This window comes from Spiroplasma endosymbiont of Aspidapion aeneum, assembly GCF_964031045.1.
Taxonomy (GTDB): domain Bacteria; phylum Bacillota_I; class Bacilli_A; order Mycoplasmatales; family Mycoplasmataceae.
Window position 1 is genome coordinate 1,091,848 of sequence record NZ_OZ034994.1, and the last position, 16,778, is coordinate 1,108,625.

The window sequence follows — 16,778 nt, forward strand, 5'->3', positions numbered from 1 at the left end:
TTAAATTATTTAGCATTTTTTTTGATTATTTCTTCAGAAAGGTTTTTAGGCATTTCTGCATAGTGTGAAAAAATCATTGTGTAATTTCCTCTACCTTGTGTGAATGATCTAAGCTCTGTTGCGTAACCAAACATTTCAGATAGTGGCACTTTAGATCTTATTGTTTGTGCGTTCCCTCTAACATCGGAACCCTCAACTAATCCTCTTTTTGAAGATATATTCCCCATAACATCACCATAATATTCATCTGGCACAGTTACTTCAACCGACATTATTGGTTCTAATAAAACAGGGTTTGTCTTCTTAGCGGCATCTCGGAGTGCCATTGATGCTGCAATTTTATATGCCATTTCAGATGAATCTACCTCATGCATCGAACCATCAACAATTGTTGCTTTTACATCAATCATAGGGTACCCAGCAAGCACTCCGTTATCTAGTGAGTTTATTAGGCCTTGTTTTGCAGCGTTAATATATTCTTTTGTAATCTTACCACCGACAATCTTATCAACCCATTCAAAACCCTTATCATGGTTTGGTTCAAAATTTATAACAACATGTCCGTATTGTCCTCGACCACCTGACTGTTTGATGTATTTACCCTCAGCTTTAGCAGGTAACTTTATAGTTTCACGGTATGAAACTTGTGGTGCTCCAACATTTGTTTCAACCTTAAATTCACGTCTCATTCTATCAACTATTATATCTAAGTGTAGCTCTCCCATACCCGCAATAATAGTTTGACCAGTTTCCTCATCAGTAAATGTTCTAAATGTTGGGTCCTCTTCTGATAATTTATTCAGGGCAATACCCATTTTTTCTTGATCAGCCTTTGTTTTTGGCTCCAAAGCTAAGCTAATAACTGGCTCCGGAAATATCATTTTTTCAAGAATTATTTGATTTTTTTCATCACAAAGTGTATCTCCGGTTGTTGTGTCTTTCAAACCAACAGCGGCTGCAATATCACCTGCAAATACTTTATCTACATCTTCTCTATTATTGGCATGCATTTTAAGGAGTCTTCCAATTCTCTCTTTTTTATCCTTTGTAGCATTGTAAACATAACTCCCTTTTTCAAGGACACCAGAATAAACTCTAAAGAATGTTAATTTACCAACAAATTGGTCTGTCATAATCTTAAATGCTAATGCTGAAAATGGTTCTTCATCTGAAGCATGTCTCTCAGCTTCCCCGCCGTTCATTAAATGACCTCTTATTGACGGAATATCTAATGGGGTTGGTAGATAATCGATGACAGCATCTAATAGTAATTTAACACCTTTATTTTTAAAGGCACTCCCAGCTAGAACAGGAAAGAATTCTGCGGAAATTACACCTTTTCTAATAGCCTGTTTAATTTCTGGTATAGTGAGTTCAATTCCTTCAAGATATTTTTCCATTAATTTTTCGTCGTATTCAACAGCTGAATCAATAAGCTGTGCCCTAAGCTCCTCGGCTTGTTTTTTTAAATCCGGTGGAATCGGAATCTCTTTGGCCACTTCTTCTGGTTTACCATCAAATTCATATGCTTTCATTTCGACAAGATCAATTATTCCTGTAAAATTGTCTTCTGCTCCAATTGGCAACTGAATTGGTGCTGCTTTTGCTCCTAATCTAGTCCCAATAGATTTTACAGAAAATATAAAATCTGCTCCTGTTTTATCCATTTTATTAACAAACACTACCCTAGGGACATTATAATTTGTCGCTTGTCTTCAAACAGTCTCTGTTTGAGGCTCCACTCCGCTTTGCCCATCTAAAACTGCAACAGCACCATCTAAAACTCTAAGAGATCTTTCAACCTCAACCGTAAAGTCAACGTGGCCCGGAGTATCAATTATATTTAATCGGTGATCTTTTCAAAAAGCAGTTGTTGCAGCAGATGTAATTGTGATCCCTCTCTCTTGTTCTTGAGCCATTCAGTCCATTTGTGATTCACCTTCATGTGTTTCACCAATTTTATGAATTCTTCCAGTGTGAAAAAGTATTCTTTCTGTTGTAGTGGTTTTACCAGCATCAATATGGGCCATAATTCCAAAATTTCTTGTATTTTTTAAACTATAATCTCTTGCCATATAAAATTTACTTCTCCCTTATTACCAACGATAATGAGCAAATGCTTTGTTTGCCTCTGCCATTTTATGGATATCTTCACGTTTTTTAACAGAACCACCAATGCCATTTGATGCATCAATGATTTCATTAGCTAATCTATCTACCATTTCTTTTTCATTTCTTAATCTAGAATAATTAATTAACCATCTTAATGATAGTGTAATTTTTCTCTCATTTGAAACTTCAATTGGTACTTGGTAATTAGCTCCCCCAATTCTTCTAACTTTTAATTCCAAATACGGTTTTATATTATCTATTGCCTTCTCAAAAACTTCTTTTGGATCTAATCCCGTTTTTTCTTTAATCTTATTAAAAGCGTCATATAATATAGTTTGTGCTATGCCTTTTTTCCCATCTAACATAATTTTGTTGATAGCTCTTGTTACCAATTTTGAATTATATAGTGGGTCTGGTAAAACATCTCTTTTTTCTGCCTGGTGTTTACGCATCGTTTATCCTTTCTTCTCTAAAAAATTAATTAATAATTATGCTGCCTTCTTAGGTCTCTTTGTTCCATATCTAGAACGCGCTTGCATTCTTCCGTTTACCCCTGTTGTATCTAATGTACCACGTATCACATGGTATCTTACCCCAGGTAAGTCTTTAACTCTTCCTCCACGTATTAACACAACGCTATGTTCTTGAAGGTTATGTCCTTCACCGGGGATGTATGCAGTTACTTCCATCCCATTTGTTAGCCTAACCCTTGCATATTTTCTTAATGCGGAGTTGGGTTTTTTAGGTGTCATTGTGGCAACCCTTGTACAAACACCTCTTTTTTGAGGTGATGAAATCATAGTTACCTTCTTTTTAAGACTATTAACTCCTCTATTTAATGCTGGAGCCTTTGTTTTAAAAGTTTTATCTTTTCTTGGTCTTCTAACTAACTGATTAATTGTAGGCATAGTGTTCTCCTTTCCACAAAACCGGGTGTTTTGATTGTCATTTATTATTATATCTTATTTAATATTTTTTTTGTAAAAAATAGTTAAAATATCATAAAAATTTGTTAAAATAATATTCAAGGGGAATAATAAAAATTGAAATCCGGAACAATATTTGGCACATCTACTGAAAAAGCATTAACTTCTTGAATTGATAAATGTAGAATTAAAGAACTGGCAAGAAAATCTATAAGTTCAAAGCAAGAAAATTCATTTTCAGATAGGACATCACAGGCTTATATCCAAACAAGAGAAACAATAACTGATATAGTTCAACAAAATAGGTCAATAAGTGTTGAACTACTTTATTCAAAACTTCCAAATAATATATTAGCAAATCCGTCTGTTAGATTGATAATTTTTGATATGTGTAATGATGGTGATATTCATTTACAGAGTAAGACTAATCCTAACACAGGTGTTGAGGGAGATTTTGTTTTGGTATTTCAAAAAAGGAAGCCAAAAAAACAAAAAAATGATGTTAATAAAAAATATGATGGGGAATTTATTCATTCAAACATAGAAGATGTTATGGATAACAATTTTTATGCTAAAGGCCGCAAATTGGAATTTGATTATCAAAATGAAAAGAAACCGTTAAATTTAAATTTAAAAGATCCTTTAAAATCATCTAATAAAAAACAAATTAATAGGAAAACAACAGATGTTAGAACGCTGTTAGAAAATATTACAATGAAAACTGAGAAGGTACCTGAGAAGGTTGTCCTAATTAATGAACCTGTTGTGAAAAAAATCAACCAATTTGATAAGATAAAATCGGTGGATATTTTTGCATCTCAAAAACAAAAGATTATAGAGCAACCCGTTATAGAAATTACAAAACCAATCTTTAAAGCAGAAATTAAACCAGAACCAGTTGAAAAGATTAAGAAATATAATACAACAAATCATAATGTTTTTGACAACTATAGCGCATATGATCTTTATTACCTTATTGAATATCTTAAATTATATATTAAGAAACATAAAAATAAGTCTGGTAAATATAAATATTGTCTTGAAAGTGCCAAAATATACGCTAAAATAAAATGTGGTAGTACAACAAAAAAAATTATATCAGGAATGCTTGGTATAACAATTATTTTTTCATTTTTAATCCCTATCGTTATAAAGAACAATGACAAAAAAACAGCAATATTTGCTTTTAAGGAAAAGGAGGAATCTATTGAGTTTTCATTAATTGAAAGAGAGTTTAGATCTCAATTTAAAAATATATTTGATGAATTTAAATTAAATTAGACATATTAATAATTACACAATATGAAAATAAGTATTTATCAAATTATAAATTAATTGTAATAAAAATAAAAAGAATGAGAAGCCAATAAATAATATTTTATGATTCTTTTTGTGAATAAGTTACTCATGATTATTGTATAAGTATTTCTGAATTAAATTATCATAAACACTTTGCTCCTCATCTTCATTTTGTTTTTTAACTCTAGTATTTATTTGATAATCGGATATATATAATGCAAGTTCTTTTAATTTATTATTTATATCTCCAAATTCATTTTTAATTTTTTCTACATCAGCTTCATTATTAATTAGATAATTATTAGATGTCGATGTATTGACTTCATTTTTGTAAGAATTTGTTTTTTCTTTCAATAATTCTATTTCTCTTTGTAATAACATAACTTTTCTTTCAAGTTCTAATGTTTTATCACTTTCACTTTTATCAATATCTTCAAAACTATTATAAGGTTCTTTTTTCATTTTTTTGATAATATTTTGTGTTGAAACAATCATAGAATCAATGTCACTCATACTTGTAGATTTTATTTCATTATTCATAACTTCATTATTATCTACGTTATTTTTAAAACCAAATTTAATGTCATTTATATTTGATTTTTCACCGTCATAAGAACTAACTTTTTCAACTTCAATATCATAAGTTGCATTAATATCATAATTTTCTAACTCTGATGCTTGAAGAATTCTTTCATTTTGTTTTACCTTTACATCATTTATAATTTCTGTAATTTCCTCTAGATCAATATTATCGCCTTCAGGTTTAATATCCAGCAACTCTATATCATTAATATCAATTTTTTCACTATGTTTGCTTTCATAAAGGTTTTTGTTTTCATCAACGAATGACTCATTTTCATTATTTATGTTTTGATCATTATTGGTAATGTTTGATGTATCTTCTTCGCTTACAGATTGTGTTTTATTGGTAATGTTTGATGTATCTTCTTCGCTTACAGATTGTGTTTTATTGGTAATGTTTGATGTATCTTCTTCGATTATAACTTTGTCACTATTAATATGTGTTGTATCTTCATCATCTGTTTTACTAATTAAAACACTTCCCTTATTATTTGTATTTATATCATTATGTACAGAGTTTTCTTCAAATAAAATAGAACTACTTACATTAGTTTTTTCATCATTTTTACCATTAGTTGATTCAAATAAGTTTGAAAAAAAATCTACATAATCAGTATCTTTATTAACCAAATTATCATTACCAGATTCATGATTAGGTATGTTCGAAAGATCATTTGCATTTTCCTTATTAATTAATTTATTATCTAACATTCCATCTATCATATCTTCAATAGAATTTTTAGTTATTTCTTTTTCTATTTTTGTTGCTGTATCAAAATTAAATAAAGATGATTTATTATCATTTGTAACATTAACGTCAGTTTCATCATTATGTTCAACATACTCAGTTATTTGTGTTTTATCAGAAATAAGAATATCATAATTTATTGGTTCAATTTTAAAATTTTCATAAATTCCCAGAAACTTTGCCATTTCGTTAACACTAAGTGATTTCTGATTATATAAATTAATTTGCTTTTTTAACTTCTTTTCACTTTTATATTTTGTGAGAGATCTCATCTTGACAAGTTCCCTAACAAGCGGTAGCCTAAGTTTCATCATTTTTTTAAATATTTTTCTTTGTCTTACGTTGAATAATTTTTCATCATAATGCGGTTTTTCAAAGCTCATTTTTTCTAACTCCTTTGCGGTCATATTAACTTTTTTTAAATCTTTTTTTAATTTTGTTTCCATACCTCGGTAATCAAGTTTACCCATAATATCACCTTGTGTCCACTATCTGTTTCTATTTCCCCCTTTAATATATCTTGTATAATCCTCTTCATGTTCTGTTCTTATTGCTTTTTTATCAAGTCCTCCAACTCCTTCTTGTTGTCTCATTAACGCACTTCTTTTTCTTGCCAAATTAGACTTTATATTTATTGTTCCGATTCTTTCATCAAAAAAATCATTTGTTCCACTTGCTATTTTATCTATCTGATCTAGACCTAAATTATTAACATCTTTTACTAAACTTGATGTATATTTTTTTCTTTTAAATTTATAGCCATTTCCATCACGAATCATTTGATTAGAATTTGAATCGTTTTCATTAACATCTCCTTGACCCATTAATCTTCTATTGTTTTCGCCTTCCTGTGAATTATTCAATGTTAGCCTCCCGGCGTGTCTTACTTCATTTGGATCAACCTTTTTATTTGTTTTAGAAAAATCTAATGTTCGGCTTTCGAAATTATGTTTTTGGGCAGCAGCAGATGTTCTTATTGGTTTAATTTCAGAGGATTTATCACTTGTTCTTGTTAAAATTTTAGACTGTTTTTTTTCAATTTCCTCATAGGTATCATCATAATACTCTGCACTTTTATCATCCAAATCCTCACTGTAATAGTCTGTATATACCTCATCTAAATCGTTTTTATCTGAGAGAACATCTTCGATTTTCTGTGTTTTTGGTTTTAAACTGCTAACTGAGTCATTTTTTCTAGTTTGTATTTCTAAATCATTAATAAAACCTTGATTATAATTTGTTTCTTCATCTTCAAATGAAAATTTCGGTTTTAATTGAGATTTAATTATTTCATTATCTCTTCCAACATTTGGGCGTCTATTATAAGTTTGATTTAACGAACTATAAAAATCATCATTTTTCGGTTGTGACAGTAGTAACTTATTTTCAGCTGTAAAGAAATCTATCATTGCTAATCCTAATTTCATTTTTGTTGAAGCGGCATTTATTTTTATAAATGTAGTTTCTATTTCAAAAACTAATTTAAAGTTTGTTAAATTTTCAAATACTAATGTTAGATATGAAATACAATTTAGAAATTGCTCATCGTCAATCCCTCTTATTTCGTCAATAATAATAACAAATCTTTCTTCACCTAAATCATAAGCATTTAAAACTTTGGTAAATTCTCTTTTAATATTTGTAATTGGATCAGTTATTGCCAATTCTTTATCAAAAATAATTTCCTCTGAGTATTTAGTTGCGGAAAATTTAGTTGCAGAAAGCAGGTTTGCACATCTTTTTCATAATATTTTTTTATCATCTGTATTGATTTCTGGGAGTTGACTTATAAAATGTTTTGTTAAAAATAATATGGGGGAACTATACATAAAAGTTTTTCTCATATTTAAATGAATAATATTCGAGTTTGATATTTGTTTCTTTAGATCAAAATATGCTTGTGACAAATATTGCTTACTACCGATTATACCAAGCACTTGCTGTAACTTTGGGTCTTCTTTTATTTTTTCTAGCAAACCTTCCCTTGTAGTTAATTTTTCCTCACCAAATTCGGTGCCCCTAATTATATTAAGAGCGAATGACATATCATTTGGATTAACCGAGAAAAAATCCATAACATCATCTACCGAAGCAGTTATATCATCTTTTTGAATTGTTTTAGTAACAAAATCATTAGAACTATTATATAGCGAATCATCACCAAACTTACCAAAAGCTTGCTTATTATAATCAAATCCATTATCTGATGAATTTTGGTAATTTTTAATATTTGCACTGCCGCCAATTTTAGATGACTCTTTTTTTGCAATGCTTAAAAGTTCATCCATAGATGCGGGTTTTTCTCTTTCTAAATAACTATTGTTATTAAAATCTACGTCATTAAATTTTCGATTAACCCTTTCTCCCAAACTATCTTCTCATTGCTCTGTTAAATTTTGTTTTGAATTAGTATCTTCATCAATATTAATCTCATCATTTTTAAGATTACTTGTTAATTCTGTGAATTCCTCATCAGCAGATAATTCTTCACCAATGTTATTTATGTTTTTTTTTCTTCCAAAGTCTTCCATTTGCTTATCCTCATCTTCCTTACCGTGTTTAAAATTATTTTGAATTTCACTATCTATGATTCCTTGTAAAAAAATAGAGCTTTCTTCATCATCTTGGTCCATATGTTTTCTATAATCTATATTATCATTTATTTTTTTTTGAACAGGGTTATTTTTAAATAATTCATTCATATCCTCAAAATTAGATGAAGCCTGTACGTTTCTTATTTCATCTACAATTCTATTATGCTCGTCAGTTAATGACCCAGCATCGGATTGATTCATTAAATAGTCATGCTCATCTCATTTTGCCTTACTTTCATCTATATAAAAATCAGGGTTTTCGTTTGTATCAATAAAAGCCTTGGGAACCGCAAAGCGTTTGGGCTCTACCTTTTCGACTTTTTTATCATCACTAAGAAGTCCGTTAAAAGAACTGCGAGCTAAAACTTGGGCACTCCCAGCACCTATTTTATCTTTCTTTTCTTGCGAACTTATTTCCTTAAGTTTATCTAGCATTTTTTTTAATTGAACCTCTTCATTAAGTTTTTCAATCTCTTTGCGTTTTTCTTCCTCTTTTGCTAACTTAGCCTTTTCAAATGGATTTAAGTGAAGATTCATAATTACACCTCATTTTTACTATTATATCATATATTGAATTTTTTTTCAATGCACCCATAAAAAATTCAAAAATATAGTTGCTTGCAAAATATAAACATTACTGTATTACGAGCATATTTAGATTTGATATCCTAAATATTAAACAAATGATTATCGATGGTGATATAAAAAACGCTAAGATAAAAAAACTTATTTTATAAACGATAATTATTAAATACTAATATTAAATGATATTTATAATATTATTATTTTAATAACAAATTAAATTTTTTAATTAAATAATGAAAAACACTAATTGTATCCTGATTGAAATCTCCAGTACAATTAGCGCCCTTCATTTTGTTAGAGAATTAACTAAATTTTGTTTTGAAAAGCTAAATTTATATAAATAAAATTTTACTTATTAATATTATTAAATAAATTTATGATTTGGTCATAATTCATATTTTCTGGAGTGGCGAATACAATTTCTGCCATATTTAAATAATTTTTATCTCCAATACCCACACAAAACATACCTGCTGATTTTATTGATTGAACACCAACTAAAGCATCCTCAAAAGCTATACAATCAGTTGGTAAAATATTTAATTCTAAAGCAACTTTGAGAAATATTTCCGGATCTGGCTTTGAATTCTTTATTAATTTAGGATTAACCACATAATCAAAATATTTTAAGATTTTTACATTTTTTAAAATTAATTTTGAATTTCTACTAATTGAAGCTAGTCCAATTAATATATTATCTTTTCTAGCTTTCTTAATAATGTTTATAGTATTATAATAAATTTTTGCTTTACCGTTATTTATTTCTTCTAAGTATGCGCTATTTTTATAATTAAGTAAATAATCGTCGTTATATACATCGAAGTTTATTTCCGAAAATTCTTTTTTTAATATTTGCAAGCACTCAGGTCTGCTTACACCTCTAAACTTATCTAAATACAAAAATGGTAAATCCACATTAAAAATTTTCATCATTTTTTTTCATGCTAAATAGTGTAATTCTGCAGTTTCGGAAATGACTCCATCACAATCAAATATAAATAATTTTGGTTTAGACATTAATTTTCACCTCGGATATGATGTGATAATCCTTTTCCTTATATTTTATTAAAATATCATTTTTATTTGTAAGATTTCTAATAGTAATTTTATTATTTGTAATATCAAATTCCAAAACATCATCTCTATAGCAAATTTTTACTTGAAAACCTTTAATTACATCATTTACCTTTGGGTCAATCTCTATTCAATCATCCTCAATCGATAGTCCTAACAGACCATAAATTATAAACATTCTTGTGCCACCCATACTTGCCATATGAAGACCACGATGTGTATTTTTGTGTGTGTTCTCAATATCTAAATAAATATTTTTAATAAAATCTTGAATACCAAAGTCATCAATAGAAAGTCTAGCCTTCATAATAGAATATATAGATTTTGATAATGAAGAATCTGCTGTATCTATATTTTCATAGTATCTTAAGCTTTTTATCATTATATCTTTACTTACAATTTTCGGGTGCATCATATATGCTAGCACAACATCAGCTTGTTTACAAATCTGTAATGAGTTTATTGCTATCGGATGCATCGTTCTTAATAGGGGCCTCATATTATCATAATCAGATAACTTAACCACTTTTCTTTTAAGAAAATTGTCATGTTGTGGGTTTATCTTTAATTCGTTATTGTATAATATACAAATGCTATTTGAACAATTTTTAAATTCCTTAATTATATTTTCATCAAGATTAAGTTCTTTTTTCTTTTTCAAATACATATCAACATCATGTTTCTCTAACAACCTGCATACCTTATGTGCCCACTCTAAATTGTATTTAGCAATACAATTTGTGTAAAAATCGTCATTTACTATTATTTGATATTCATCAGGTCCGGTAACAGAATTAATATGACCTACACCATTTATTATTGAAACTTTATCAAGTCACATTTTAGCAGTTTCAATAATAACATCAAAAGCATATTTAAATAGAAAATCATTATCTTTTGTTATTTTATAGTAATTAACAAATGCATATACTATATCTCCATTTATATGATATTGTGCTGTCCCCGCTGGATAATATGTGCTAGTTTCATTACCATTTATTGTTCTTCAAGGATACATTGCACCCTGGTGGCCTAAAGTGTTGGCTATTTTTTTTGCGGCTGCTAGAGTATTAAATCTAAAAAGCAATAACTGCTTTGCTAACTTGGGATTAATCAAATTTAGTGGATTGATTAAATATATTTCAGTATCTCAAAAATAGTGACCTCCATATCCCTCTCCACTTAATCCTTTTGCGGGTGTGCTTGTTCAAGGAAGTTTACCAGAGTTTGCAAAAACTTGAAACATATTATAGTTATTGTATAACTCTATTTTGGGGTCCTCAGTCACTAACCTGGTATCTGCTATATCTCAAAATTCAGTTATAATTTTTTTATTGTCATTTTTAAGTTGCTCATATGAATATGTTTTTATTTTATTTAATATTTTTTGTTTATTTTTGAATTCTATTTTTTGATACTTTTCATCATACAACACGTTTTTTTTAATAAATTTGATTGGTGATTTCGATATTTCACCTTCATAAATTAAATGATCACTTGAAATATTTTTTAATTGTTCCAAACCCTCCACAGTACTAAAGAACAAATATTTTGATTTAGATTTTTTTGTTTTATATACAATTGACTGAGTATTAGCATTGCATTCTTCATTATCAATATTAAAAAATTGGGAAAAACTTGAAGAAATATCATTTGGAATTTCTCGATCTCCCTCTATATCCTTGTAATGTAACGGAAATTCAATTTTAATTTTATGATTTTTATCAAAATTTGTATTAATATTTATATCTTGATAAAACATTTCATAATTTCTAAATGAGATTATTTTTTTAAATGTGAAAGATATATCATTTTTTTTAAAACATGAGAAAGTATATGACCTAATAATTTCCGCTGTCTCAAGGTCATATGTCATATTATAATTTGAAATATTGTCAATTTTAAATATAAATCTTTCGCCGTCTATGTAAATCTCAATTTTTTGTATATCAACAACAGGCATCATTCTTTGATATAAATCAGGATAACCCGTGTACTTTGCAGCATACGTAATATCAATTAATTCATAAAATGCATTAATATAAGTTCCAGGTATAGACTCAATATTTTTTTCAATTCCTTCCTCAAAGCTTCCGCGCATTCCTATATACCCATTTGTTAGTGTATAAATTGATTCATCGATTACATATGAATTTTTATTGAATTCTGTTTTTTTAATTGTTTTCATATTTCACCTTATTCCTAAAACAATATATCTCTTGTTCTACTATTTTGTACAATTTTTTTATATGCAAATATACCATAAAGCAATAAAAATAAATTTAATGTCAGCACATTTGAAATTACAATTATAAATAATAATAAGTACTCTTTATTTGATGTGTTCTTTGTATAGATATTAATTTTAGTTTTTATAAATCAAGTGTAAGTAGATGATATGAATGCTTGAAGAAAAACCACAATTATAAATAATTGTCATAAGAAAAATCTATGTTCTGTTCCAATGTATGCAATTACCAGGATGTAACATATTAACGATACCCAAGCAATTGCTACACTTGAATCTAATATAAATTTTGTTTTTTCTCTATTAGTCTGTTTACTCACAAAAGATCCTTTTATTTTATTTTAATAATTCTGCCGCTTTAAGATCTAAATTGAATTTTTTAAAATAATCAATTTTAGAAAGAGCCATTGTTAAGAATATTGAAATTGCCGCGGCTGCCACCATTGAAATCATAAATCATGTATATCCGGTTCCAATTCATGTTGTTACACCAGGAATTTTTGATTTCACCTGAACATTTAAGATACCAAGTCAAGCTCCATTTCCAGAGTTATAAGAACTAGTACCAGAAATTACAGCAATTTCTAAGGCTACACTTGAACCTACACACGCTCCCACAAATGGATACATATGTTTTAAATTAATTCCGTACATTGCAGGTTCGGTTACACCCAAATAGGCAGAAATTACCGCTGGCACACCAACATCTTTTGCTCTTGGGTCATCTTTATTGCAAATTATATAACCAAGTACAGCAGAACCTTGTGCAATTGCTTGTCCACACGTTCCTATGAACAAGAAGTTACCACCATTTTGAATTGTGTCTTGTATAAAGATTGCATTAAATAAATGATGCGTTCCAGTTAATACTATTGGTGCATATAAAAGTCCAATAATAAATGCAAAGAAGTATTTTGCAACAGAATTTGTGAATGATCAGGACACAGCATATCCGATAGCAGAGGCTATTACATAGCCAATTGGTCCTATAATAAACATTGCTAAAATATATGTTGGTATAATTGTCACTAGTGGAACTAATATCTGACTAAGGTAAGCTGGAGATTTATCTTTTATCCATCTATTTATATATACTCCAATAATTCCAATTGCAAATGCTGGAATTACTTGTGCTGTATATTGAATTTTTCAAGGATATTTCATAAATCCGAAGTCAAATGCTGCCTCAGTACCTTTTGATTGTAGATTACCCACAATATCCCATATTCATATACCATTATTACTTCCCAATGAATCAAAGGTACTTATTAATGGTGGGACCAATAAACAAAGTCCTATCACAATCCCAAGAACCTCGTCTCCATCCATTTTTTTAAAAATACTTCAGCAAATATGCACTGGTAATCACCAAAAACAAACTTGTGCTGGTATTCATAAAAACGCATCTAATCCATTACAAAATTGACTATGCTTTGTAATTACATATCCGTTATAATCAGCCTCAAGAATATTTCTAAAGCCTAATATTATACCACCTGCAACAAGTACGGGTATAATTGGAATGAAAATTTCACCTAGAAAATTCATTCCTCTAAGAAATAAATTACCATGTTGGTCATTTGCTTGTTGTTTTGCCTCACTTTTCGTTGATGAACTTATCCCGGTTATTGCAACAAATTTTTCATATATTTTTGGAACCTCTGGTCCTATAATGACTTGAAATTGTCCGGACGCTTTAAATGTCCCCTTAACAAGTTCTAATTTGTCTATTTCAGCAATTTGTAATAGTGTATTATCTTTTAAAACAAATCTAAGTCTTGTCAAACAATGTGCAACAGAAATAACATTATCTTTTCCACCAAGAGATTTAACTAAAGTTTCACATCAAATATTAATATCTGGTATGTGATTTATCTGATTATTATTTTTTGACATAATAAATTCTCCGATATAAATAGTAAATAGTAATATTACTCTTAGTAGATATTTGAATAAAGAATATATTGTAACTATTATATGAAAATATTTTCCTATAATATTTTTATTTAAATTAAAAATGTGGTAGTTAAAAATTAAACTTATAAGCTATTATGTCTTTTCAACAAATATCTTCTAATCTAATTATTTATAACTTCCTTTCTACTTTTATTATTACAAATAATAAATATATTACAAGTGATTTTATCTATTATATAGGAAAAATAAAAATTCTTATTCAGAATAACAAAAAATCTAAACATTTAATGTTTAGATTTTGTTTGAGATTATTAATTTCGATAATATGATTTTTTATTGTAATCATAAATTTTACTTGGGACACTATTTAATGCTCCTATATAAAAAACATTATCATTGCCAACAATAGAATAAAATAAATCTATATCTTCAAGATATGGTTGACTTGATATATTTGCACTTGATGAATAGATAGGCCCAGTTTTTTTTATTATCCTCTTTATAATTCCATCCCTAATAATTCTAACTGAAACATTACTTTTGGTTACTCCTTTTAAAATTACGGTTGTTTTATGATTGGATTTTATAAACTTTTTGCTATATTTATTTATAACTACAATATTTTTTATTTGCCTAAATCTTGTAAACAATACTATTAACTCTTGATTTTCCCGCCTTTTTTTTAGTCTATTAATGTGTGTCATATTTTTATCAGAATATAACATTGAGATCCCGTAAATTGTATCTGTTGGGATAATTACTGCTTCATTGGCCTTTAATTTAGAGATTGCTTTTTTAATCATTTTTACTCTCCAAAATAAAATATCTTCAGTTTTTTTGATAATCTTTTTTGTAGGTAACCTTTATATCGTGCGGAACCATTTTTGAAATATCGTTTTTTTGCCGATAACCAAACTCACAATAAATCTTTAGTTTTTTATTTAATGAGAAACATTCACTAATTTTAGAAAATAAAATATTGAAATAATATAAACCGTTATCTTTGGAAAATATTGCTTTATGTGGTTCCCACTCTTTTACAGATTGAGAAACATTAATGTCATTAATATCAATATAAGGCGGGTTTAAAATAATTAAATCAAAATTTTTAGACTTGGTAATTATTAACTTTTCAAAATATCCACGCAAAACTAAAACATTACCTTCTTTAATATTACTCTTTGCACATTTAAGAGCTTTTTTACAAATATCAATTAATTCTAATTTTTTTAATTGAACATTATTGAGTACTGATAAACCAAGTGCTCCACTACCGCAAAAAAATTCACAAACCTTTTCTGGTTTATTATTTGTTATTATATCCTCTATCATTGCCTCACTATCTTGTCTGGGTATAAAAACACCCTTTTTAATATTGAAGTATGATTTATAAAAAAAAACTCTCCTTAAAATATATGGCAATGGTTCATTATTATTATATCTCTTTAATATATGAGAAATTATTCTCTCATCATTCTCATTAAAAATCATATCATCCTTTGTGATAAAAATTTTGTCATTTAAAAATGAAATAACAGAATTAAAATCATGTCTATTTCTAAATTTTAATAAATATTTAGACTCAATTTCGTGGTATCTACTCATCAAATTGTTCACTTATCTTTTCTTTCTTTTCATTATTTAAAAGCTCAGAAATTATTTCTTCCATATCACCTTCCAAAAATCTATCTAATTTGTTGATGCTCATACCAATTCTGTGATCGGTTACACGATTATCTGGAAAATTATATGTTCTTATTTTTTCACTTCTATCCCCACTACCAGCAGATTTTCTTAACTTACTCTCTGCTTCTCTTTTTTTCTCGAGTTCTGCCTCATAAATTTTAGCTCTTAACATTGTCATTGCAATATCTTTATTATCGTGTTGACTTCTACCATCTTGTGATGAAGAAACAATTCCTGTAGGTATATGAGTGACTCTAACAGCTGAGTCTGTTGTATTAACATGCTGACCGCCAGCTCCAGAAGCTCTATATGTATCAATTCTCAAATCAGATTGCTTAATAATTACTTCAACATCACTTACTTCGGGGAGCACAACAACAGTAGCGGTAGACGTTTGGATTCTCCCTTTAGATTCAGTTTTTGGTACTCTTTGAACTCGATGTGCACCGGCCTCAAACTTCATTTTTGAAAAAACCTTATTGCCTTTAATTATAAATGATACTAAACTATAACCTCCAGCCTCAGAAATATTTTCGGCCATCGTTTTTATTTTTCAATTATTTTTTTCTGCGTATCTCATATACATTCTATATAAATCACCCGCAAATATATTTGCCTCATCTCCACCAGCGGCACCCCTAATTTCTATAATCACGTTTTTTTCATCATTTGGGTCTTTGGGGACCAATAACAACTCAATTTCCTTCTCAATCTCGGTTAATCGATGATTTGATTCTTCGAGTTGAATTTTAGCAAATTCTCTCATTTCCGGGTCTTTTTCATTTTCAAGCAAATCTCTAGCATCATTAATGCTATTTTCTGTTAATAAAAATTCTTGATATACATCATAAAGCCCAGTAAGATTAGATCTTTCCTTATTAAATTGCATAACCTTTTTTATATCAGTCATTACATCTTCATTAAGTAATGATTGGTCAATTTGTTCACAACGTCTTTTAACTAACTCGAGCGCTTCTCTTGTTTTTTGATTCATATCTTACTCCTAA

General features: G+C 28.5%; 13 protein-coding genes. 1 reads left to right on the forward strand and 12 read right to left on the reverse strand.

The features are described 5' to 3' along the window. Positions 1 to 5: 5 nt before the first annotated feature. The 3 genes from fusA to rpsL are packed head-to-tail and all read right to left on the reverse strand — an operon-like array spanning position 6 to position 3,020. Positions 6 to 2,075, reverse strand: coding sequence for an elongation factor G (gene fusA / locus AAHM97_RS04790; RefSeq protein WP_342268808.1), 2,070 nt, complete (start codon positions 2,073 to 2,075; stop codon positions 6 to 8). Between the two features lie 21 nt (positions 2,076 to 2,096). After that, the gene (rpsG, locus tag AAHM97_RS04795) at positions 2,097 to 2,564 is read right to left on the reverse strand and encodes a 30S ribosomal protein S7 (protein ID WP_342268809.1); all 468 of its coding nucleotides are present in this window, start codon (positions 2,562 to 2,564) and stop codon (positions 2,097 to 2,099) included. Positions 2,565 to 2,600: 36 nt separating this feature from the next. Continuing rightward, positions 2,601 to 3,020 (reverse strand): 30S ribosomal protein S12, encoded by a 420-nt coding sequence (rpsL, locus tag AAHM97_RS04800; RefSeq protein WP_342268810.1) that lies wholly within the window; start codon positions 3,018 to 3,020, stop codon positions 2,601 to 2,603. A 135-nt stretch (positions 3,021 to 3,155) separates the two neighbouring features. On the opposite strand from rpsL, the gene AAHM97_RS04805 reads away from it, so the two are divergent. After that, the gene (locus AAHM97_RS04805) at positions 3,156 to 4,319 is read left to right on the forward strand and encodes a hypothetical protein (protein WP_342268811.1); all 1,164 of its coding nucleotides are present in this window, start codon (positions 3,156 to 3,158) and stop codon (positions 4,317 to 4,319) included. Positions 4,320 to 4,439: 120 nt separating this feature from the next. Here the strand turns inward: AAHM97_RS04805 and AAHM97_RS04810 are convergent, their stop codons facing one another. The 9 genes from AAHM97_RS04810 to prfA form a co-directional block, all read right to left on the reverse strand. Next, positions 4,440 to 6,137, reverse strand: a complete 1,698-nt coding sequence (locus tag AAHM97_RS04810; protein WP_342268812.1) for a hypothetical protein — start codon at positions 6,135 to 6,137, stop codon at positions 4,440 to 4,442. Between the two features lie 18 nt (positions 6,138 to 6,155). After that, positions 6,156 to 8,798, reverse strand: a complete 2,643-nt coding sequence (locus tag AAHM97_RS04815) for a hypothetical protein (protein WP_342268813.1) — start codon at positions 8,796 to 8,798, stop codon at positions 6,156 to 6,158. Positions 8,799 to 9,194: 396 nt separating this feature from the next. After that, positions 9,195 to 9,863 (reverse strand): beta-phosphoglucomutase family hydrolase, encoded by a 669-nt coding sequence (locus tag AAHM97_RS04820; protein ID WP_342268814.1) that lies wholly within the window; start codon positions 9,861 to 9,863, stop codon positions 9,195 to 9,197. Then, complete coding sequence (locus AAHM97_RS04825; RefSeq protein WP_342268815.1) at positions 9,856 to 12,108, reverse strand: glycosyl hydrolase family 65 protein; 2,253 nt, start codon at positions 12,106 to 12,108, stop codon at positions 9,856 to 9,858. The genes AAHM97_RS04820 and AAHM97_RS04825 overlap by 8 nt, the downstream gene beginning before the upstream one ends. Positions 12,109 to 12,122: 14 nt before the next feature. Then, complete coding sequence (locus AAHM97_RS04830) at positions 12,123 to 12,488, reverse strand: hypothetical protein (protein ID WP_342268816.1); 366 nt, start codon at positions 12,486 to 12,488, stop codon at positions 12,123 to 12,125. A gap of 16 nt (positions 12,489 to 12,504) precedes the next feature. Further along, the gene (locus tag AAHM97_RS04835; RefSeq protein WP_342268817.1) at positions 12,505 to 14,064 is read right to left on the reverse strand and encodes a PTS transporter subunit EIIC; all 1,560 of its coding nucleotides are present in this window, start codon (positions 14,062 to 14,064) and stop codon (positions 12,505 to 12,507) included. Between the two features lie 332 nt (positions 14,065 to 14,396). Continuing rightward, on the reverse strand, positions 14,397 to 14,888 hold the full coding sequence (locus tag AAHM97_RS04840; RefSeq protein WP_342268818.1) for an L-threonylcarbamoyladenylate synthase: 492 nt from the start codon (positions 14,886 to 14,888) through the stop codon (positions 14,397 to 14,399). Beyond that, the gene (locus AAHM97_RS04845) at positions 14,881 to 15,690 is read right to left on the reverse strand and encodes a HemK family protein methyltransferase (RefSeq protein ID WP_342268819.1); all 810 of its coding nucleotides are present in this window, start codon (positions 15,688 to 15,690) and stop codon (positions 14,881 to 14,883) included. The genes AAHM97_RS04840 and AAHM97_RS04845 overlap by 8 nt, the downstream gene beginning before the upstream one ends. Continuing rightward, complete coding sequence (prfA, locus tag AAHM97_RS04850; protein WP_342268820.1) at positions 15,683 to 16,765, reverse strand: peptide chain release factor 1; 1,083 nt, start codon at positions 16,763 to 16,765, stop codon at positions 15,683 to 15,685. Before prfA ends, AAHM97_RS04845 begins: the two co-directional genes overlap by 8 nt. Positions 16,766 to 16,778 lie beyond the last annotated feature (13 nt).